Source organism: Methanolobus sp. ZRKC2, assembly GCF_045291185.1.
In the GTDB taxonomy this organism is placed as follows: domain Archaea; phylum Halobacteriota; class Methanosarcinia; order Methanosarcinales; family Methanosarcinaceae; genus Methanolobus.
This window is the reverse complement of sequence record NZ_CP146980.1, coordinates 2066491-2088459: the sequence shown is the minus strand read 5'-3', so window position 1 is coordinate 2088459 and position 21969 is coordinate 2066491. Positions and strand designations below refer to the sequence as shown.

Here is a 21969-nt window from a genome sequence, read left to right as displayed (position 1 = left end):
ATCAGTGGAACTTTTCCTTCAGCTTTTCATAAAATAGTTGTTCTCCACCTGATGTTTTCTTTGACAACCGCTCTACTATGAGCTCAGGCGTACTTTTGGCAACATAGTTGTAACGCGGACTTCGGTCAACTATAAGATTAAGATCAGCATCAAGACCACTTGCCTCAATACCATCAACCCTTATCTTACATTCAGTATTCTCAAGTATAAGTTCGGATAGATGGGAAACGAACACTGACATACTCTGCTGGTTCTCAGTGAGTACTTCAAGTATACCGGAAATTATCTTTGCCGAAGCCCCGGGCTCAGTTATCGACTCAAGCTCATCAGCCAGTACCATCTTAGCAGAATCATCAGCTACCACAGAAAATTCTGTCAGTGTGGTCTCAAAAGCTCCTGCATCCAGTGTACCCTTGGATTTGGCAAAATAGTAGAATCCGTTAGTAAGAGATATCTCAGAGGATGATGCCGGCACAGGAAAACCCATATGGGCCAGGATCACGGACTGGGCTATCAGCTCAAGCATGGAAGTCTTACCTCCGGAATTAACACCACTGAGCAATACCACACGACTGCCATCATTATCCAGGCCATAACTGTTCTTTCCGATGGAATAATCAATCGGAACTACATTCCCATGTCTTGAAGCTATGAAGAGATTACGGCCTTTTTCAAATCCAAGCCCCGGACCATCAACTATTTCCGGCATTTCAAGCTCATGTGCCATGGCAAAGCAACCTATGGCAAAACCAACATCAAAATCCAGAACTTCCTTGACCATGTTCCTGGCAAGTCCCAGACAGGATGAAAGTAACTTAGCAATCTCACGCTGATGCTCAAGTTGCCTTTTGAGAACCTTGCGTTCCAAATGTTGCCTGAATAAGGACAGTTGTTCACGGTCGATCTCAACCGGGTGGCTGATATCCTCAGGAAAAAGAGAATCTATGAACAGGGTTTCCTTCTTCTGCAAAGTCAGATCACTGCAGATAGAATCCATGCATTCCTTCATTACGGAATGATACGATTTGTGGAGTTTCTTTCCAAGAATGTCTTTTAAATCCACAGAACCTTTCATTACCTTGAGCATATCCTGGCCTCCAAGTGTGAACTCGCTTTTCACAAGACATTCGTCAAACTTTGTGTTTGCGTCTTTCAAAGCATCTGAAACACAGCTGTCAAGATTTCCAATGATATATCGCAGACGATCTATTTCCTCATCAGTACCATCTATTATGTTCCCGTCGCTATCGATAAGTGACAAGGTGGAAGCAAGCATTTCCAGATCATCTTCAGGAACAGGATCCATAAATGATACACCTTTGGAACGCAACAACATGACAATCTCTATGGCAGATTGCAGACTGGCATGGTTCTTGGAGAATGCAATGATTTCCTTCTCAGGAATTATCTCCCAATCTTCACATCGAGTTATATCCGAAACAAATTCTGGTTGGACCTCCTCGGGAAGATCAAAAGACAGATAAGCATCATCTGCAGCAATAACGTGCGAATACCCCCTTGCAATATCAACGAATTCAGAAAGAGAGGTCGCCAGTTGTACATCCAGCATGGAACCAAACCTTTCTCTTGCATATTCGAAAGTATTCTGGTCTGCTGTAACAATTACCCTATCACGCACCCTGGAAACGGTATACCTTAGATTCAAGGGTTTTACCTTCGGAAGCATGGAGACTACCATTGAGTCGTTTCCCAGAAGCCTGGCAGTTTCCATATATCCTGATACCGAACTGCGCATCTGCATGATGGTATCCATCTTTTTTGAAGGATAGGGTATGAATATATGCAGTTTGTCCCTTGCATATGTTGTATGCGCGAAACCTTTGACCAGATCCAGCAGCTTCTCATATACGTCAGTCGCCTCCCCGGTTTTAAGGAAATCAGAGATGTCCACTCCTTCAACCTTAGATCTTATGTCATGGACCAGTGAGATTGCATAGCGTTGTCCTACACCCTCTACCTGGGAAATTCCTGCTATATCGGCTCCCATAATTGCTTCAAGGGCCAGGCTTTCATTTCCGAAATGCTCGATGAAACGCTTTGCCATCTTATCCCCTATACCAGGGACAGCACGCAAACTCTTAATATCTGCTGACATTTTGTACCAGTATCCTGTTTTTAAATATTGAAACTGTCAAGGGTACAGTTTGCTATTCCACGTTCCACTTTATATCTGTCCCTTCGTGACATGTCACTCACAGAAGCCGAACTCTTGGGCTGTACGTGCTTAGCATGCCTTTTATTTCTGCGATTCTCTATCATCTGCGAATCATAATAGGCATCCCAGAGTTGGTCAATCTCGTCATCTTCCCTTGAAAAACTCAGGCTTTCCACAAATGATGAGCGCACAGTCGCAAAATGCTCAAGACCAAGATAGTGACCATTACCTATCCATGCAATGTCCTTTTCCACAACCGAGACAGGCAGATCGGGATTCTTTCCCGCAAGCCAGCGACAGAACATATCACCTATACGGTGAGGGGAATCAACTTTTACCGATAGCAGACCATTCATAAAATCCGGGCGTGCGAACATGCACAGCCTTTGATAGGCTCGTGTCACATCTCTCATATAATTGTAATATCTCTTGCCCGTAAGGGTCTTTCCTGAATACAACTGATCAGCATTTCCTGCACATGAGCATAAGAAATACACCAGGTCCACAGGATTACAGGAAGAATGCCTGAGGACGAAATCGATGTATTTTTCCACATCAGGATCTCTCTGAAACATCCGGCCCTTTCTCTTACCGAGTATTCTTATAGCAAGCTCGGAACAGTTGGCTGCAGGTTTGAACCCGACTATTTTCACATCGTCATCAAAACCTGAAAAAGACATTTTGTTTCTCAATTCATTCAGGTTCTCTGCAAATACAAGATCGTAATCAGGAGAATCCAGAAGTTCGGAGCATGCCAGAAGTACTCCCTCCACATTTTCCTTAAAAGCTATTATCATTAGCTTGCCTCCGTAAAAGAGAACAGGTTAGTCTGCCTGTTTCCATTAATCTCAATAAACGGACGAGCCCTGGAAATAACAACACCCATACGCATAAGCTCCTTCTCGGAGGATACGGGCCTTGACCTGATAATCCTGTTAGCACCTACAGGCCCTATACCCGGAACAAGCAACAAATCACCCATACTTGCAGAATTGATATCCACCGGGAATCTTTCAGGATTAGATTGCGCAAGCAGCATTTTGGGATCAGTGTCCAAAAGGAAACCATTGTCATCGTAAACCGCGTCAAAATCAAAAGCCTTTAAACCATAATCCTTTAAGAGATAGGATGTCTGGTAGAGCCTGATCTCTCTCCACTTAGGAGAAGAAGGAATGTTTTCAAGGGGAGTAGACGGCACAGGATCAAAGCTCATAAAATACGGGCGTCTCAGTTCATATTTATCCATGAACTTATCCACGGTCCGGACTATATCACGGTCAGGTTCTGACAATGCTCCCACAACGAATTGGGTGTCATTAGCACCTACTATCCTGCCACCGTATCCAATTTCCTTCCTTTTCTTGTTTATGAGGTCCCGTGTCCACTTGAGCCTCTGAAGAACATCACTCTTGTAATCGAAATTAGGACATATCTCCGAGTAATTCACAGAACTGGTCGTCTCTGCATTCACGCCGAACTTATTTGCATAATCGGCTATTTCCTCAAGCAGGTACAAGGGAGTTCCTGGCATCACCCGCATATGGATATACCCTGTGAAACCCTGGCTGCGCAAAAGCTTTGCAACCTCAAGTTGTTTCTCAGCAGTTCTCTCAGCATCCCCTATAACTCCCGAAGACAGGAACAGGCCTTCTATTGCATTTTTCCTGTAGAAGGACCAGGTGATCTTCGTAATCTCCTCGGGAGTGAGAGAAGCTTTTGTTGAATGCCTTCCACACCTGTTGGGACAATATGTACATTCACCCGAACACGTATTTGTGAGAAGAGTTTTATAAAGCTGTATACAACGCCCATCGGGCCCGAAGGCATGACATACGGCACTCTGGTTACAACTATCATATTTTGTCCCCTCGGAAAGGATTTTCATCCGTTCCATCAGAGTCATATGATGCTCATTAACCGGGTGCCTGCTGGTCATTGCATATAAATTGTTTATTGAAGTATATAGGCACCTTCCGAGCAGGGTGAAAGTGTTCCATCGGGCATACCGGGAATGATAGAAAAAAGAAAAGAAAGAACAAGAGGAAGAAAATTACTCTTCCTTGATTTTGACTTTGATCTTCAGAATGCTCACGGGTTCAAGTTTCTTCCACATTACCGTGGAATTCTTATCGAACGTGAAATTGGTTACAGTCTTATCAGAAAACTCGCCGTTCACTTCATAAACAAAGAAACCTTCCTCGCCATTTGTTGAAACAATATTCTCCTGGCCGCGTATATTCCTCACCTCTACAACAGCCACTTTCTTCAGTGTTTCAAGCAAGGTTGCTCCTTTTTCCACTTCAACGGTCTTGGAAGGTGCAAACATATCAAGTGCCTTAAACAGATTCCTGTCGTTTAATTGGAGTACATGTGTCTTGCCGTATACTTTTCTCTGGATCAGGTCTGCTGCCTCAAGTATATTTGCATGCTTTGCTGCAACAGGAACTGAGATCTCCAATTCTCGTGCAAGCTCAGATATGTGCATTTCCCCTTCAGTCAGCTTTTCGAGCATTCTCAGGCGAGTCTCACTTCCAAGAGCACTGAACAGCTTTAAACGGTCAAGATGCTCAGGATCTTCAATTTCGTTATTATCGGCTACGCTCATAGATATAAGGAATTATACAGCCCTATATAAATCTATTCCGCATTGCATCATTGCAAATCAAAGGTAAGCTTTAGCAGGTATTTTCAAATATCCTTCATATCAGGCAATAGAACCTGATTCCAAGAGCTTAAAAAACTCCCCTATTCAGAGCAGAACGCTGAGTCCTTATTTTATTGTCAATAGATTGTAGGTCATGGATTATGAATTCGTGAGTCAGGTAATCAGGAGATACATACTCAACGATCTCCGAACAACGCTCATGTGTGAAGGGCATATGCTGATCCATTTTCTCAACTATTTCCATTGTCTTGCCCAGACGATCGAAAAAGGGCATTTCTGCAAAACCTTCAGGAATAGGAATATCCGGACCTGACTGCATGATATCACCGGAAAGGCTGTGGTGGAAATGCATACCCTCTATGCGCTCTACTATGTCTTCAGGAAGTTTTGAAAGCACTTCCAGAACAGTATCAACAGCGCATTCCTCTTTTTTGCATACCATTGTCGCATTCATCAAATGTCCAACATCAAGTACAAAGGCCCAGTTATCAAAATCAAGCTGTTCGGTAAAATGCCTTATAGCCCCAGGATCGAGAAAAGTCAGGCCCGGCCACCAGAGATTCTCAAAAAACAGGCGAACGGGAGGCTCTCCTCCCGGAAAAGATGAAACGGACTCGTTCAGGAACTCTGCAGTCGTATCCATGACATCATGATCGGTACAGTCAAAACGACGTGTAAAAACGTGCTCAAGTTCGACATACGCAACATGAAATACTCCATAAGCAGCATCGAGAGATTCAGCATTTTCCATTGATTTCCTGAAGTTAAGAAGAATCTCCTCACGACTGAGACCACCGAAGAGATATATTTTCTCAACGTCTTCTACATCCGAGCAGAAAACAGTATCATCAAGCCATGCACGGTGTCTTCCCATCCAGTAGGGAAGATGTACACCTCCTATCAGATCAGCAGGTATATCCGGCAAGGGAGAATGATCCACATAAAGCTCGATACCATCGAGCTGGTGCCGTGTCAGGAAATTCGCGATTTTTCCCCAGTCAGAATCGAATATATCCATTTCAACTTTGAAAGTAGAGAGATTCATTAATTCTTTCATAGATTATCCTGCTTCCCTTTCACTTTCCTGCTATCCCACTACACTTTCCATTCTTGGCCAGCCATGCGGTGATATTTATCCAGTTTTCAATTATAGTTCCTTTTTCATCCAGAAGATAATCAAAAGGTACTGGTTCCTTGCATTTCAACAAGTCCGGAAGGGATTTCATAATGGAGATTGCAGTCTTCTTCCCGGCAGTTTCCGGAATAAGGTCCCATGAGATTTCATCAACAATATGTAAAATAGCAGCCGTACTTCCCACAAGAGAAGGATTCTTGGAAAAGTCACGAAGCGTTTTCAAAAAAATACCCTTGCGGTTCTGCCCTTCCATCTTTGAAGCCGCTTTCCAGTACATTGCCTCATCAATGCCAAATCTCTCAAGACGCACCATCATGTCCCTCTGATACAGAGGTGTAAGATCTGACTGACGCTCCAGGGCCTTAAGAGTTGCTTCCAGCACGCACAGTCCTATCATCTCCCCTAACTTGGAGTGTTTTCCGGTATCAGTAAGCGAAATCGAACTGGTACGATCTGCAACAATAGCTATCATATCAGTACCTGAACCCGTTGCAATTCCCTGGGAATGTCGGCTGGGCGCAACAAGCTGCTGCAGTGCCGCAGTCTTTGCTTCGGTAGCTGTGACAACAGCTCTTGTCATCGAGTAAGCCGGCAGGTTAGCACCTATCACGAGTATTGTATTGATAGTACCCTGAATGAACTGGTATGTCCCATCTTCCTGATAATATGAAGCAGGATCACCTACCCGACCTCCATTGACCTCAATACCACCGGTAACTATTGCAGTTACCTCAACACCCCTGAAGGAACGTGTTACTATGGCAACATTTTCCATGCAGGCAGCAGTCAGCAGGCCGGATGACCTTTCAGGATCAAGACCCAGATTATTAGAAATGAACTCCAAATAAGCAGGAATGCTGCCACCCTCAAGTTCCTTTGGCGAATGTTTTCCTCTCGGAACATGGTGATTGAAAATCGCCTGCAGATCTTCCCTGTATCCACCATTGACCCAGGAAGTCGTCAGGGTGCTCCTGCCATCAGGAAGGGCAACTACGATGGAATCAAAACTCCTGTAAACTTTTTCTCCGCCGGAGGTCTCCAGTAGCAGAACACTCTCTTCATCCGGCAAAGGTAAACAGTCCTTTGAACCAGATTCCTTTTCGGACCTCTTTTCCGAATCTTTCACCATAATTAATTCACCGTGGTTTGTCTGTATACTATGAAAGCTACAAATTCAATACAATAGGGGACATTATTAGTTATCCAACAAATGCTTTAACAAGCTTTTGCAAAAGGTCCTTTTGTGCAGGACAGCAATCCTACGCAGTTTCCGCAACAATAACACCACCTTCTTTTTTAATCAAGGTTCCCAGATATAATCTCACCCACAGGAAAGTGATTACAGCACCCATAACATTCCCGATTACTATGCCCCACCAGATACCGACCAGTCCTAGACCCAGGCTTACTGCAAAAAGAGCAGCAAATGTGGGAACAAAGATCAGGGCTCGCAGTATAGTTGCCGCAAGTGCATTCATACCCTTGCCTATACCCTGGAAAAGAGCGGATGAAAGCATACCCGGCGCTACCATTGGATAGAAGATGCAGATAATCCTTATGAAAATTGTCAGATCACCGGTAATGTGGGACGCACTTTCCGACATGGTAAAAATATAAGCAATCTGCGGGGCAAAGACAAAAGTCATCACTGCAATGACAGCCTCGACAAGAAAACCCATTTTTATCGCATACATATGTATGAAAGACACTTTCTCATATGATCCCTCACCGAAAGCAAAACCACTCATTGTAACAACAGCAGTCAAAATACCGGTTAGTGGCGCGATGGCAATTGTAGCAACACGCCAGCCCACTGTGAAGACAGCTACACCATCGGTATTGCTGACATAAATGATTATGACATTCATAATCAGCATCATCAGGGCCATTGAAGACTGGAGGAATGAAGAAGGGATGCCAACTCTGAAGATATCCTTAAGGATATCTCTGTCGAACCTGAAATCATTGAAATCAAAGCAAACATATGTATCCCTGCGGAAAAAAAGCCAGTTAGCTATGAGAATGGAACTGACACCCAGAGAAATCACTGTTGCCCAAGCTGCACCCGTGACACCCATATCGAACCAGTAGATCAGGATAGGATCCAGTACTATATTGAGCAATGAGCCAAGCACCATTGCATTCATGGCACGTTTAGTATCACCTTCACTGCGCAGAATGGCACTTGCGACGTTGGGGAAGAACATGAGAATACTTCCGGCGAAGATGACCTTTCCGTAAGAGCTTGCCAGAGCTGCTGTTTTTCCAGCACCTATGAAGGCGAAGATGCTGTCTGCATAGAAATAGAGCGGTAATGTGAACAGTACTACCAGTATCAGCATCAATATCATGGTATGAACTGCAACGTTGTCTGCTTCCTGCTTATTCCCGGCTCCGAGCTTGCGGGATATTGCAGAACCGCCGCCCACACCAAGTCCGTTGGAAAGAGCTATGGAAGCAAAGAAAAATGGAAATACAAAACCCAATGCAGCGAGCGCATCAGCTCCCAGGCCGGATACCCAGAAAGTATCCACCAGATTATAGAGAGTCTGGATGGACATGGCAAACATCATCGGTAGTGCGAGCTTCACGATGGCTTTTTTCGGATCACCGGAAAGCGTTTGCATGCCCGAAGTCATGTTAGAAGATTCACTTTCCTGAACTTCATCTGGCAGGGCTGCCTCGCTCTTCATTTTCCGCCCTTCCTTGCATCGTTCTCTGTTGCAATATTGTCTAAAGCCCTGGTAATCATGCTCAGAAAGAGAACTTTTTCATCATCGGTGAATCCTCTGAAGATTACATCATTGATCTGTGAAGAAATTTTCCTTATCACAGGCTCCAAAAGACTTGATTTTTCCGTCAGGAAAACACAATAGGCCCTTTTATCCCGAGGATCGGTGTCCCTGCGTACATACCCCTTCTCTTCCAGTTTGTTCAATGCCCTGGTACCGGTAGCCCTGTCACAATTCAGCGCCCTTGTAAGACTCTCCTGGCTGATGCCATCATGATGCAGCAAACGCATCAGAAAAGGAAACTGCCCGCTTCCGATACCATAAGGCTCCAGTTCCCTTGCCAGAAAGATGTGAATCTCCCTTGAAAGAAGAGTAGCCTCCCTTCCTATTGATTCATGTGTTCTTGTCTTTGGAAGATGTATTTTTTCAGATTGAGACATTAAAATACCTGTAATTGTTGCTATCGCAACTATTGCATATGCAACAATTTGTATTTAAACTAATCTGAAGAAAAACAAACACAAAATTTCAATCCGCAAAAAGCTCAATCCCCATAATGCTGAGGAAAATATCCTCCAGAGATGGAACGATGGTGCGCATTTCTACAATGTCCCCACCCCTGGCTGCAACCCATTTGGTAGTATTGTTAACAATATCAATATCGTCGGTTACAATGACATAATCGCCGTTCACCTGCTTCACTTCTGCCAGGCCATAGCCTGCCAGATTATCAACCCTGAACTCAAGGCGGTATTGTATCTTGCCGTACTCCTGCCGGATGTGTTCAGCCGTTCCCTGTATGATCTCCGTGCCATTTTTCATTATAAGGATATTATCACACAGGCTCTCCACCTGATAGAGATTGTGTGCAGTGAAAATTACCGTTTTGCCGGCTTTTTTAAGGGAGCGCACATAATCGGTAATGTACCGGGAAGTCATGGGATCAAGACCGGATGCGGGTTCATCGTAGATCAGGATATCAGGATCATTAATAAGAGAGCGGGCTATGGCAACCTTGCGCTTCATACCCTTGGAAAGGTCACCTATCCTCTTGCCGTCTGCATTAAGAGAAAGATCAAACAGAAGGTTACGGATTCTCTTTTTAGCTTCACTCTTTCCCACACCATAGAGTTCTGCGAAGAAGATAAGGTAGTCATCCACCGACATACCTTCGTATAAGGGAGATTCCTCCGGCAGAAATCCCAGAAAAGACTTAATTTCAACAGAATCCCTGGACATGTCCAGGCCTTTCATGGCAATGTTGCCCCTGCTTGGCCTGATAAGACCTCCGAGCATCTTCAAGGTAGTAGTCTTACCGGCTCCGTTGGGACCCACTATGCCAAATATTTCACCCTTACCTATGGAAAAGTTCAGGTTCTCAACAGCAACAAAATCCCCGTATTCTTTTCTAAGTCCATTGACTTCGATAATTTTCTGTTCCACAAGAAGGTAATATTCTTCGCTATATATAAATGGTTTTATAAATTTTAGAAAAGGAGAATGGTTGCCATCGGCAACCCAAAAGAATCACTTATCGAGATGAACATCCAACTGTGGGAACGGGATCTCTATACCTTCCCTGTTGAAAGCATCGTAGACGCCATTGGTCAGGTCGTTCTTAACAGTCCAGTAGTCCGAGGTCTTTGTCCATGCGCGCAATTGCAGGTTAACCGAAGAGTCAGCCAGTTCGGTTGTCACGACCGCTGGGGCAGGGTCAGTAAGTACAAGTGAATGGGCCTTCATCAGGTCCATTGCAACGGTAACCGCTTTACCGATCTCACTACCGTAGCTTATACCCACACCAACATCGACCCTGCGTGTAGGCATTCGGGTAGCATTGATAATAGGGCTGCCCCATACCAGCTTGTTGGGAACGGTGATGAACTGGTTATCAGGAGTAAGGAGTTCGGTCGCCATCATACCTACCGCATCAACCGTGCCTGAAAGACCATCAACGGTTACATACTCACCTTTATCCAGGGGCCGAAGCGATGCAATCCAGACGCCAGCAGCCACATTGTTCAGGGAATCCTGCATACCGAAACCAAGGATCAGTCCGATTACCGCAGAAAGACCCACAACAATGGCACTTACATCAAGTCCCAGCGCACTGACAAAGGCCAGCAGCACAGCCACGTAGAGTAATGCCCGCAGAAACCTTACAAGAAATTCAGATACAAGTTCTGGAAGCTTAGTCTTCTTCAGACTGTTCCTGAACATCCTGGAAAGAATTCCGGCCACAATGAGACCGGCAATAAGTACTACCAGTGCAAACAGCAACTGCGACACTAAAATACCCGTATAGGGTATTGTTTGAGAAAGAATATCCACCATTTTTGACAACTCCACAAACATCCAAGAGATATGCGTATACGAGCTTTGTTTTTATTACATATAATAATTAGGAAGTCAGTCAGCTTATTACTTACATATCTATTAATATAATAAAATACTAATAAAATCTGATGCCAGGCTGGTTCACAATAGCAAAATGGGAGTTCTTCAGGTCCAGACTCAAATTCGATGCAAGATCATCCATCATGCTCATTTTTTCTCTTATACTGGTAATAGCCGCATCTTTTGCTGCTGCACAGACCGAAATGAGCATGAACCAGAAAATCTACAGCGTATCGACAACCGAACCCGGTCTGGAACATGTTTTGGAAAACGACCAGAGATTTGATAGCAGGATCGTAAATGTATATGAAGCAAGCCAATTCTACGTTTATGGAGACGATCTTGCCATTATAGGGAGTAGCGCATATCTGGGAGAAACAGGAAAAGCAGCCGCTGCCGGAAGTGCACTGGAGAACACTATCAAAGAGTATCGTGAAGCGGTACTTACTTCCTACAATGACGTAAATAACAGCCATCCCGTATGGGTTACAGTCCATGATCTTGAGAGGCCGCAGGATTTCCAGCTGCTTAGTGCCGGAGAAGCAGCAGGTAAGATAGAAGAAAGCACCGAAGAAGAAACCACAGGCCAGGCTCTGGCAGAAGAAAGCACATCAGGTAACCGCGGCATTACACCACAATCCCTGAACCATGGTTCTTCTTTTACTCCGCCCAGAAATATCGATGAACTGGAAGAATATACCGGAAAGACATTCTTTGAGAGACAGACAATCTCCACACCAACTCATTTCTCACCACCCATACCTTTCACTGCAATTCTCTACGCATTCCTGTTCATTTTCCCCATATATTTTGTATCACAGTTTTATTCCACAAGCATTATGGATGAACGCACCAATAAGAAAGGTGAACTTTTGCTTGCAGGACCTCTCCGGGGCAGAGACATAGTGATGGGAAAAACAGTGCCTTACCTTTTAGTCACGGTTCTCATACAGGCAGTTATTACTCTTTATATTCTGGGAATGCCGTCAGACATCGGAAAACTACAGGACATACTTGCCGTTATTGCCACCATATTCCCCGTGGTGCTGCTGTTCTTCGCACTCTCCTTTTTCGGAGCTATCCTTTCAAGAAGTTTCAAGGAGCTTACCTTTGCAAGCGTATTTCTTTCGGTAGTAATTTCAGGCTACCTGTTCTTCCCGGCTATGTTCACAAACATCCATGCAATAAGCTCCATATCCCCAATCACGCTCATAGTACGCCTTATAGAAGGCCAATCCGTAGCAATTGGAACATACATGTTCTCTACACTTCCCTTCTATTTTGTGGCATTGTCGGCCTTTGCATTCGGGACATTCATTTTCAGGGAAGAAGACCTTTTCACCCAGAAACATGTATCAGATAAGATAATAGACTGTTTCGAAGTTTTCCTTACATACAAATACGGTTCCGTTTTCCTTCTCAGTATCATATTCATTCCTTTCGTTTATATGACTCAGTTGATGCTGATTGTCATGCTCTTCAATCTACCCGCACCATACTCGGTAGTTACAATGATAGTACTGTCTGCAATGGCGGAAGAACTTGTAAAGTCCGTAGGTATTTACACTATATTCAAGAGGAAACTTGCTGATATCTCCCTGAAGAATGCTATCCGGCTTGCGATTCTCTCGGGAACAGGTTTTTTTGTGGGAGAGAAAGCTGTTGCAGTGCTGACACTGGCACCTATAGCGAGTTCAGCATTCGGTTCGGTTATGACAATGGGGACACTCTTGCTGATACCACTACTTCTCCATATTTCCACAACGATGGTATGTTCACTGGGCATCTGGCGTCTGGGAACCAGAAGATACCTGATCTCAATATTACTGGCTACATTGCTCCACAGTTGTTACAACATGTTCATCCTGAGGGGGATTCTCTTTGGTTAGATCTACAAATTCTTACAGGAAAATAAAGGCCATTGCAAAAAAAGAGCTTGCAGATCTCATGCACGAGAAGACATTCATACTTTCCGTTTTGATCCAGCTTTTCATAGCATCCTTTTCAACCTTCCTCGTGATAGGACTTACTTCCTTCTATGACCCAACTGCAATGGGCGACATGGAAATACAGGGGACAAAAATCGCAGTTGTAGGTACTGAAGATAATGAGCTTTACAAGCTGCTAGAAGAGAGCAAACTCAATACCGTACTGTACAGGGAGTTTCCGGATGCACACACTGATTTTTACGAGCGAAGGGCGGACGCCATAATAATCGCCCCTTCTGGACCTCCAGATGGGAAAGATATATTGAATGTTGAAATATACCTGCCAAAATCAGAAATAAAGGCCACGCTCATCTCCATGCAACTAAAAGAGCCTCTTGAGAAGTTCGAGCAACAGGTACGCGATATTCGGACACAGCGCCTGGTAGGTTATTCCCCTATAGATATCAACATCATAAAAAGAGGGGTGGAAACCTCTTCTACTTACTTCGAATTCATCTACGTAGCACTGCTTCCATTGCTGGTATTCACACCTGCATTCATATCAGGAGGACTTGTAATTGATTTTATAACAGAGGAATATGAGAGAAAAACGATGGAACTGTTGCTTGCCTCCCCGGCATCACTGTTGGATATCGTTAACGGGAAGGTGTTGCTGGCGACTGCCATAGTTCCTTTGCAGTCCTTTGCGTGGATGTTACTCCTGATGATGAACTGGATCAAGATAAGCAATTTTTTCGAGATATTGCTGTTGGTTACAATAATAGGGCTGATACTTGTCCTGTCAAGCAGTGTCATAGCACTCACGTTCAAGGACAGAGGCGTTTCCCAGTTGTTGTATTCCATGATATTGATCTTTCTGTTTATGGTTTCATATCTCTTTACCAACTCCCCCCTGAATCTTGTCACACGCCTCTCAATAGAAAGCATAGGGAGTTTAGAATCAGGCATCTGGATGCTGACCTATTCCATGATAGCAGTTGTATTGTACATCCTGATGAGAGCGAGCGTCAGTAGGAATACAATAACATTTAAAAGATAAAAATACATAGATGATGATAATGGCCGTAAGGAAGCTGATAATCCTCATATTTATTTTATCTATTTTTCCACCACCAGCTAATGCTTACGATTTCCATTACGAGAACATATGGATATTCAAAGGTATGTATGAACTCGGATCGGGAGAGAGAGCCGAACTTGAAGGGTTCAGCGTCAAGGTACATACAGTTGATATGAACAACAGCAAACCTTCTGCTATACTGCTGATCTATCTCAATAAAGAATTCAAGGAATCCTTTTACGTTGATGCGGCTGCAAACAGCGAGCAAGTCTATAATGACGAATTAAAGATCAAGGTACTGGATATCAATGAAGGCATTGTTTCGCTGGAAACATACAGGCAGAGATACGAACAGGTCTGGATAACAAACATGCCTAAGACCTCACTTGGAGTAGGCGACAGTGTTGAAGACAGCGGCTACACTATAAAAGTAAAAGATGTAACAGAAGAAGGAGCAATGATAGTTGTTGAGAGTGAAGAAGGTTCTGTGGAGGATAAATATCTTTCAGGCAACCACAGGAAATTCTCCGATGAATTCATGCTCCATGTCGTTTATGTCGGCAAAAAGAACCGGGAAGTATTCATTGAAACACTAAAACCCGGAGCACCTGAGATACAGATAGAGGTCCTGACCGATAAAAGCAGCTATGATTCCGGAGAAATTATAGAATACCAGTTGATGCTTACCAATAACGGGACGGTTCCCCTTCACGGTCTGATACTGACCACCAGCTCCCCCGGAGGAGATGTAAAGGAAGTAAAAATACAACATTCGGGACTTGACCCCACAAAAACCAAGAAGTTCATTATTCCGGCATCTGCGCCTGTAACGCCGGCTGCAAAGAATGTCAACATAATATCTGAAGTGATCGGCTATGACTACAAGGGCAATCAATACTCCGGATCGGAACAGATAGAAGTCTTGGTCGAGCCATATATTTCTGTAGAGAAGAAAATTGAAAAACTGGAAAAGCTTGCAATTGATAACGACTTTGGAACCGATGAGTATTTCAGAATTGACATTTCACTGGAAAATACTGCCAACTTTCCAACAGCAGTGACAGTAATAGATGAAAATGATCCATCACTTATCCCCTACGATCTGGAGAATACCGAATGGGCAGTACTTGTTGAAGCAGGTTCTTCCAAAGAAATCACATACTACGCAAAACCTACGATTCCCGGCAATTTCACATTTGAAAGCACAGTTGCACAGTGGAAAGACAGTGGAAAAACCTACACAATAAATTCCAATCCTGTAGAGGAAGTGTTCCAGGTACATGGTTCCAGGGTCACAGTGGAAAAATACCTTTCACCAAATTACGCGTTACCTGGAGAGGAAATAGAAGTAACCATTAACATGGTAAATATCGGAGACAGAGAAGTCGAAGTACTCCTTTCCGATAATATTCCTGAACAGTTTACACAGGTCTCCGGAAAAAACAACTGGGAGGGAGAACTTGATGCGGGCGAATCAAAAGAGATGAAGTATATCCTGGTTACAGAAGATACAGGAAAACTAAAGCTTCCGTCAGCTACAATAGATTTTATTGATGAGAAGGGACAGCGTGGCAGTTCATTTTCCGAAGAGCCGGTATTCTATGTCGATGATATGACGGGAAGCGAGTACCCCGAAGAATCACCCTATGAGGAAACAACGTACAAAGAGACACAGGTAGTACATACAGATCCCGGCCTGGATTTCCAAAAACCTGAAATTAGTCGTGTAGAAGCTGCGGGATTCATGGCATCATCATTTGTTACTCTTTTTTGCCTGCTTTCAATTCTACCTGTAATAGCATATCTATATATAAATAGAATATATAAATGAATTAATAATCATAAGAGGGTAGCAATGGAATTTCTCGCATTTATCGGATCTGCACTGCTTTTTGCAATATTTGCTCTTACAGTGCTTTTCGTACTGGTCGCCGTTTCATCCAGACTGGCCACGTTGATACTCCTGGTTTTACCGATACTTGCTGTCATTGTTCTGCCCGGAACATCCCTTGCCTTTCTCTCATACCGGCATTTCCTGTTTGCAGAAGGACTTGTACCGGTCAACAATTTCCATATACTGCTTACAGTCTGGTCAACGCTTATAGGAATCATCCTGTATACAGAATTCCTTACATGGTACCTTAAAACCGGAAAAAGAAAAAGATCAGAAGGACAGAAAACTGAGCTTCCGGCAAATGTCAGGGGATTACTCGAGAAGAGTGTGGTCAGATTAAAAGCCATACTCGCAAAACGTAGCTAACCGGGAAATTCTAATATAGTAACGGGGACTAAATTTATCCGGGGGACTACGACTGGAGGAAGAACAAAGCCCGGTATCGGAAGATAAAGGGATAACAGAAGAGGAACGCGCACCTGAACCTTGGAAATCCGCATTGTTTTCATTAATATTTCCGGGACTTGGCCAGATAAACAACGGGGAAACAAGTAAGGGGACGTTTTATTTCGCCATTGCTTTCATTCTTATAATAGCGATATACCTGATAATCCCTATTTTCATCTATATAGTATTCTGGCTTTACAATATCTACGATGCTTACACGGTTGCAAAAAAAAGGCAATAGAACCAGACAGTATTGAATAAAGGAGAACAAGCTCCTTTCTTGAAGGATGAGCTGTCTGATACTATTATTGAGTGGGTGGTGCTATTAACGTTGATACTCCGCCATTTCTCATTACAGAATACACTCCCTGAGTCGGTGCAAGCCAGACAATTCCTGTTCCTTCAAATGTTTGCAGGCGCCCTTCTCCAGATGTCATTGATCCTGCAATTCCCTTTGAGGATCTTTCCACACTGAAATTAACTGAGTCTGACCTGAGCAGGGCAAAATTGCCATCTACCTGTAACCTTTCATTATTCAGGTTGCACTTGAGTATCTCATTCATTGGTACGGGACTCTCCAATACACAGATGCCTGTACCACTGATCCTGGTCTGGAACCAGTCTCCTCCAAAGAGGCCTGCAGAGATGTTCTTCTGGCTTGCAACCCCAACTTCAAGAGTGTCCTCACAGCAGTAGAATATACCCTTGTCCACGATTACTGAGCCATTGTCAAGCTTTACTATCAGGAAATGGCTGAAACCCGGTTCAAGGAATACCTCACCTGTTCCGGTGTAGCGGGGTTTGAAAGTTGATTCGTTTGTCAGTTTATTGTGGAGCATTTTCTTGGCAAGACCGCCAACGCCACCGATATTGGATTCACAACTTATGTTTCCTTTATGGAAGTGAAGCGTTCCAGGTTCGGTTATCATTCCACCATCTTCCAAAGTTAGTTTGACCTGCCTTAGTTTCATCCCCGATTTCTGGACGTAATACAGATCTTTTCCAATTTGAGGATCATTGCTGCCGCTCAATTCTTTGTATTCGAGTATCTCCACTTTAAATCTCTCGGATTCTGCAGAATCGAGGACAGTTATGTTGTCAGAAAAGTGTTTTTCCATTTTAGAACCTCTGCACGGGATAAAAATACTTATGCAGAAATGTGTTGAGTACATATAATAATATCTTTTCTGATTCCTTTTACCATGTATCTGGTCTTACAAGCCTTAATTTGAGCAACAGTCAAATGTCTCCTAATTCCGGTTTTTTCCTTATTTACTTCCGGATGGACTATTTATATACAGCCTCAGGAAGGAAAATAACCTGCTTAAAGATAAGCGAAGACAGGATGCATATAGGTTTCATTTTTTTACAAGTGCATAATCTGCAAGAATTTTCAAATACTCCGGGTCCACTTCCATAAGCACAGTCTGAAACATGGCGACATGCACTTTTTCCTCTCTGGCAACATCCAGCAGCACAGTTGAAAGCTTCCGGTCTTCCGTAAGGGAGGCCATGGATTCATAAAGGTTTGTTGCATCCAGTTCTGCAATCATTGCAAGTCTCATGATCTCCTTATCGATATCTTCCTTTCTTACTTTATCAAGATCTATAGGTATCTCTGATAGCATCTTCTTACCCCCGGATTACTTTGACAATTTTTCATTGACCTTTTCTTCCCCGGCCTTTAGTTCTTCTTTTTGCTGCCCGTCTTGTCTCAACAACATCACCTGGAACTCTCCCACATGAGTCTTCTCTTCCAGTGCGACATCCAGAAGTACTCTTCTTACTTCCTCATTTTCGGCAAGATCTGCCATCTGTTCATACAAATTAATAGCATCCAGCTCAGCAACTATCGCAGCTCTCAATATTTCTTTGTTCAGGTCCTCGGGACTTACCTTATCGAGGTCTACCGGAATCTTTGACATCATAATCTATACTCCCCCTGATCGAAACATAGACATCATCCCGAAAAACAATATCATATGTATTGACCACTAACTACTCCCATCACTTCATGGGGGCTGTACATATTAATAAATATCGTAAAAAAGATACCATCGCAATTTAGTTCCTAAATTAAAATGGCAACTTCAACTACATGCTAGGAATTCGCCAGGATGAGTTTTCCAAAAAAAATTGCCAAAAAAGTGAAGAGCTCTACTCCAGGTTGTGGTAGTAGTACTCTTTTTTAGCTTTCTGTTCCCGGTCGAGCCTTGAATTGGGCTTGTTGACACGGGGACGGGAAGTGTCTTCGTCACGCCTGAAGGTAATATCCAGATTCTCAAGGAACTGGTTCATTCCATCCTGCATACTGGCCGGCTGGTGAGCCTTACCGTAAACTGCAGGTTCACCCTCAAAGACTATGAGGCGCTCACTGAGCATGTCTATCATATAGATGTCATGGTCAACAACCATTGCGGTTTTGCTGTTATTTTCTGCAAACCTTTTGATAACCCTGGTAGTCATGGAACGCTGTTCAACATCAAGATGTGCACTGGGCTCGTCAAGAATATACATATCCGCATCCCGGCAAAGACAGGCAGCAATAGCAACCCTCTGCAATTCACCACCACTCAGATCTTCAAGGGAACGCTCGTAAAGACCCTCAAGCTGCATGGGCTTGGCGACCTCTGACTGGAAATAGCTGGTATCGAACTTCGAGGATATGCTGCGCAGGTAATATTGCACCTGCATGGGATTATCACCTTTGATATATTGGGGCTTGTAGGAGATGGAGATATCCAGGTCAAGCTTACCCTCGTCCGGCTCAATCTCGCCTGCCAGCATCTTCACAAAAGTGGACTTACCGATACCGTTCGGACCGACTATACCCAACACTTCACCCTGTTTTAAGGAGCCTTCTTCTGTCTCAAGGTAGAAAGCCTCATCGTATCTCTTGGAGAAGCTGTCATATTCCACAAGAGTTTCCACATCAGTTTCAGCTCTTGGGGGATGGACTTCAAATTTGATGGCATCGGGTCGGATACGCACATTTTCTTCGGGCAGGTATCCCTTAAGGTACTGATTAATACCAATACGTACACCCTTTGGATAAGTGATTACACCATAAGCACTTGGCTGGCCGTATGCAACATGCACGACGTCAGCAAGCATATCGAGTATTGCAAGGTCGTGCTCCACCACAAGTACAGCTTTTTCCTCTGCAATCTCCTGGATCAGCTGGGCGGAATTGATACGCTGGTAGATATCAAGATACGGACTAATCTCGTCAAAGAAATAGAAATCCGCATCTTTTGCAGCGCAGGCGGCAATGGCGACTCTCTGGAGTTCTCCACCACTAAGTTCTGTGATCTTTCTGTCAATGATATGGGAAAGATCAAGCCTCTCTATTAGTTCTTCAAGAACACCGCGCTCATCGGTCTTTTCAAGTAGTTCACTGGTCTTACCCTTGAATGCCTTAGGTATGAGATCCACATACTGGGGCTTCTGTGACACTTTTACGTTGCCATCAACCACATCACTGAAATAATCATAAAGAGCCGTACCTGCATAATGTTCCAGTACTTTCTCCCAGTTACCGGTTTCCTCACCAAAATTAGGAACAAGGGTACCTGATAATATTTGTACGGCAGTACTTTTTCCGATACCGTTGGGTCCCAGTATACCCGTGACTCTACCGACCTGGGGAACAGGAAGTCCATAAAGTGCAAAGGCATTTGGACCGTACCTGTGTGTTGGTTCCGTGAGTTCTTCAGGAAGCCCGATGATCATGATAGCATCGAACGGGCATTTGTTGATACAGATACCGCAACCGACGCAGAGCTCCTCTGAGATAGATGGTTTTCCGTCATCCAGGAAAACGATAGTTTCGTCTCCTGTTCTCACACGAGGGCAGTATTTTTCACATTCATGACTGCAACGCCTTGGCTGGCATCTGTCTTTGTTCAGTATGGCTATTCGCATGTAAGATCCCTGTCAATGAAAATAAAAATGATATGAAAAAGATATCAGTTCAGAAGCAGCGTCCATGTTACAAGGCAGAAGTCTATGACAATGAACTCAACATAGAACCAATCCTTGAAACCGAATTCCTTTGTATTTATCTTGATGAGTGGGAAAATCACCCTCTGGATATAATACGCAAAACCAGCAACAATAACGAGCACGGCATACCATAAGGTATCAGTACCTACACCATAGACAATGTTGGCCAGTATACCAGCTATGATACCGAGTATGGATGCTACTGCGGTCTTGATAATACCTTCGACATGCGCCTTTTTCCTCTCTTCTGGAGTTTTAGGCTTGTAAGCAACCTTTTCGACGGACTCACCCTGCTCGGATTGAGTGACTTCGGCAGACTGCTTAGCAGAGGCAGCCTTAGGTTGTTTTTTCTTGGACGGTTTTGACAATTGATAATCTCCTGAATAAGTTGGATATCCGGGTACTATAAAAAACTGTTAGTTATATAAACTTTTATCTTGCATCTGGTACAGAGCACAACTAGATAAACTCATTGCTCAATACATTGCTTATCCTGTCAATTGAGATGGCATTGAATCCCAGGGAATTCAGGTGACTGGCAAATTTTCCGGGCCTGTGTCCGGCCGGATGATACACAACAGTGAATTCGGGATTCAGGTCCTCGACCATCTGTGTCAGTCCCCTGGCGTCCAGATGATCGCTTATCTGGATAGAAGGATAACGGTAATCAGCTCGTCCTGTCATGACATATTTGGGCATATCCGAAGGCAGCTTGTCAAGGTCCCAGGGAGGTACGACGCAAACCTGATCACTGCATGACTCACCAATACTTGCAAGATCACCGGCATCATCAAGCAAGCTACGAGTCAGTTGCAAAGATTTCTCCTCCATCTCCACAGCTCCGTTGTAACCACAATCGCGCATCAGTTCCACGGCCCTTTGCGCTTTGCCGAAAGCATAGGCCCCAAAGGCAACGCAGGTGTTATCCTGCAATGCACTCCTGAAACCCTGGATATCATCATCAAAATAGCATGTGGTATCTCCCGGGTCGCCATAATTGGCCTCGGTGATTAATACATCACAATCAGGGAGCCCTGATGCATCTTTCACATCGCCTGTAACAAGTATACGGGTGCCCACGTCATTTTCCCAGTAAAAAGCAGTTGATCCTACTGTATGAAAATTCGAGTAAGTACTGATATTGACACCATTAACTTCTATGGTAGCACCGACTTCCACGGTCCTGCCTTTGTAGCTTTTGTCATGCCTGATTTCAAGTGCATGGGCAGTTTTGTCCGAGCAGATGGCGCGTTCGGACAACATTGCAGATTTGCCGTTATGATCGGAATGTGCATGGGTGATAAGATAGGCGTCAGGTTGTGGATATTTTGCAGGAGTTCTTGTGGTGTCGACGGAGAATGTTACAAGTTCACCCTCTTCGGAGCGAAACTTGACAGAAAGATGAGGCTTGAAGGAACCTCTTGAATTCTTCTGCCTGAAAATCATTATCCCAAGATCGACCATTTCCTGCAATATCAGTATCCCTCGGACAGGGATTAATCTCAAAGT

At 44.0% G+C, this 21969-nt stretch carries 20 protein-coding genes; 4 read left to right on the top strand and 16 right to left on the bottom strand.

Features of this window, described 5'->3' with window-relative positions:
• Window position 1: 1 nt before the first annotated feature.
• From V7O62_RS09835 to V7O62_RS09790, 10 genes are all read right to left on the bottom strand, one after another.
• The gene (locus V7O62_RS09835; RefSeq protein WP_406656150.1) at window positions 2–2116 is read right to left on the bottom strand and encodes a MutS-related protein; all 2115 of its coding nucleotides are present in this window, start codon (window positions 2114–2116) and stop codon (window positions 2–4) included.
• A 20-nt stretch (window positions 2117–2136) separates the two neighbouring features.
• The gene (locus V7O62_RS09830) at window positions 2137–2973 is read right to left on the bottom strand and encodes a DUF4130 domain-containing protein (protein ID WP_406656149.1); all 837 of its coding nucleotides are present in this window, start codon (window positions 2971–2973) and stop codon (window positions 2137–2139) included.
• Window positions 2973–4112 (bottom strand): radical SAM protein, encoded by a 1140-nt coding sequence (locus V7O62_RS09825; protein ID WP_406656148.1) that lies wholly within the window; start codon window positions 4110–4112, stop codon window positions 2973–2975. Before V7O62_RS09825 ends, V7O62_RS09830 begins: the two co-directional genes overlap by 1 nt.
• A 114-nt stretch (window positions 4113–4226) precedes the next feature.
• The gene (locus tag V7O62_RS09820) at window positions 4227–4781 is read right to left on the bottom strand and encodes an ArsR/SmtB family transcription factor (RefSeq protein ID WP_406656147.1); all 555 of its coding nucleotides are present in this window, start codon (window positions 4779–4781) and stop codon (window positions 4227–4229) included.
• Window positions 4782–4908: 127 nt separating this feature from the next.
• Complete coding sequence (locus tag V7O62_RS09815) at window positions 4909–5898, bottom strand: sugar phosphate isomerase (protein WP_406656146.1); 990 nt, start codon at window positions 5896–5898, stop codon at window positions 4909–4911.
• 19 nt (window positions 5899–5917) lie between these two features.
• Window positions 5918–7105 (bottom strand): adenosylcobinamide amidohydrolase, encoded by a 1188-nt coding sequence (locus V7O62_RS09810; RefSeq protein ID WP_406656145.1) that lies wholly within the window; start codon window positions 7103–7105, stop codon window positions 5918–5920.
• A 130-nt stretch (window positions 7106–7235) separates the two neighbouring features.
• Window positions 7236–8669 carry an MATE family efflux transporter gene (locus V7O62_RS09805; RefSeq protein WP_406656144.1) on the bottom strand — a complete coding sequence of 478 codons (1434 nt, stop codon included), beginning with the start codon at window positions 8667–8669 and terminating at the stop codon, window positions 7236–7238.
• On the bottom strand, window positions 8666–9148 hold the full coding sequence (locus tag V7O62_RS09800) for a MarR family winged helix-turn-helix transcriptional regulator (RefSeq protein ID WP_406656143.1): 483 nt from the start codon (window positions 9146–9148) through the stop codon (window positions 8666–8668). The genes V7O62_RS09805 and V7O62_RS09800 overlap by 4 nt, the downstream gene beginning before the upstream one ends.
• A gap of 88 nt (window positions 9149–9236) precedes the next feature.
• The gene (locus V7O62_RS09795; protein WP_406656142.1) at window positions 9237–10151 is read right to left on the bottom strand and encodes an ATP-binding cassette domain-containing protein; all 915 of its coding nucleotides are present in this window, start codon (window positions 10149–10151) and stop codon (window positions 9237–9239) included.
• Between the two features lie 84 nt (window positions 10152–10235).
• The gene (locus V7O62_RS09790; protein WP_406656141.1) at window positions 10236–11042 is read right to left on the bottom strand and encodes a mechanosensitive ion channel family protein; all 807 of its coding nucleotides are present in this window, start codon (window positions 11040–11042) and stop codon (window positions 10236–10238) included.
• A gap of 131 nt (window positions 11043–11173) precedes the next feature.
• Between V7O62_RS09790 and V7O62_RS09785 the strand changes: the two genes are divergently transcribed.
• From V7O62_RS09785 to V7O62_RS09770, 4 genes are read left to right on the top strand one after another with little or no spacing between them, the layout of a single operon-like run.
• Window positions 11174–12994, top strand: a complete 1821-nt coding sequence (locus V7O62_RS09785; RefSeq protein WP_406656140.1) for an ABC transporter permease subunit — start codon at window positions 11174–11176, stop codon at window positions 12992–12994.
• Window positions 12987–14093, top strand: a complete 1107-nt coding sequence (locus tag V7O62_RS09780) for an ABC transporter permease (protein ID WP_406656139.1) — start codon at window positions 12987–12989, stop codon at window positions 14091–14093. Before V7O62_RS09785 ends, V7O62_RS09780 begins: the two co-directional genes overlap by 8 nt.
• 19 nt (window positions 14094–14112) lie before the next feature.
• Window positions 14113–15945, top strand: a complete 1833-nt coding sequence (locus tag V7O62_RS09775) for a hypothetical protein (RefSeq protein WP_406656138.1) — start codon at window positions 14113–14115, stop codon at window positions 15943–15945.
• A gap of 24 nt (window positions 15946–15969) precedes the next feature.
• The gene (locus V7O62_RS09770) at window positions 15970–16374 is read left to right on the top strand and encodes a hypothetical protein (protein WP_406656137.1); all 405 of its coding nucleotides are present in this window, start codon (window positions 15970–15972) and stop codon (window positions 16372–16374) included.
• Window positions 16375–16760: 386 nt separating this feature from the next.
• On the opposite strand, the gene V7O62_RS09765 is transcribed toward V7O62_RS09770, so the two are convergent.
• From V7O62_RS09765 to V7O62_RS09740, 6 genes are all read right to left on the bottom strand, one after another.
• Window positions 16761–17573, bottom strand: a complete 813-nt coding sequence (locus tag V7O62_RS09765; RefSeq protein WP_406656136.1) for an AIM24 family protein — start codon at window positions 17571–17573, stop codon at window positions 16761–16763.
• A gap of 240 nt (window positions 17574–17813) precedes the next feature.
• Window positions 17814–18083, bottom strand: coding sequence for a ferritin family protein (locus V7O62_RS09760; RefSeq protein WP_406656135.1), 270 nt, complete (start codon window positions 18081–18083; stop codon window positions 17814–17816).
• Window positions 18084–18098: 15 nt separating this feature from the next.
• A complete protein-coding gene (locus V7O62_RS09755; protein ID WP_406656134.1) occupies window positions 18099–18383 on the bottom strand; it encodes a ferritin-like domain-containing protein in 285 nt (94 codons plus the stop codon).
• A 229-nt stretch (window positions 18384–18612) separates the two neighbouring features.
• Window positions 18613–20379 (bottom strand): ribosome biogenesis/translation initiation ATPase RLI, encoded by a 1767-nt coding sequence (locus V7O62_RS09750; protein ID WP_406656133.1) that lies wholly within the window; start codon window positions 20377–20379, stop codon window positions 18613–18615.
• 44 nt (window positions 20380–20423) lie between these two features.
• Window positions 20424–20828 carry a hypothetical protein gene (locus tag V7O62_RS09745; RefSeq protein WP_406656132.1) on the bottom strand — a complete coding sequence of 135 codons (405 nt, stop codon included), beginning with the start codon at window positions 20826–20828 and terminating at the stop codon, window positions 20424–20426.
• A gap of 91 nt (window positions 20829–20919) precedes the next feature.
• Complete coding sequence (locus V7O62_RS09740; RefSeq protein WP_406658283.1) at window positions 20920–21924, bottom strand: MBL fold metallo-hydrolase; 1005 nt, start codon at window positions 21922–21924, stop codon at window positions 20920–20922.
• Between the last annotated feature and the right edge of the window lie 45 nt (window positions 21925–21969).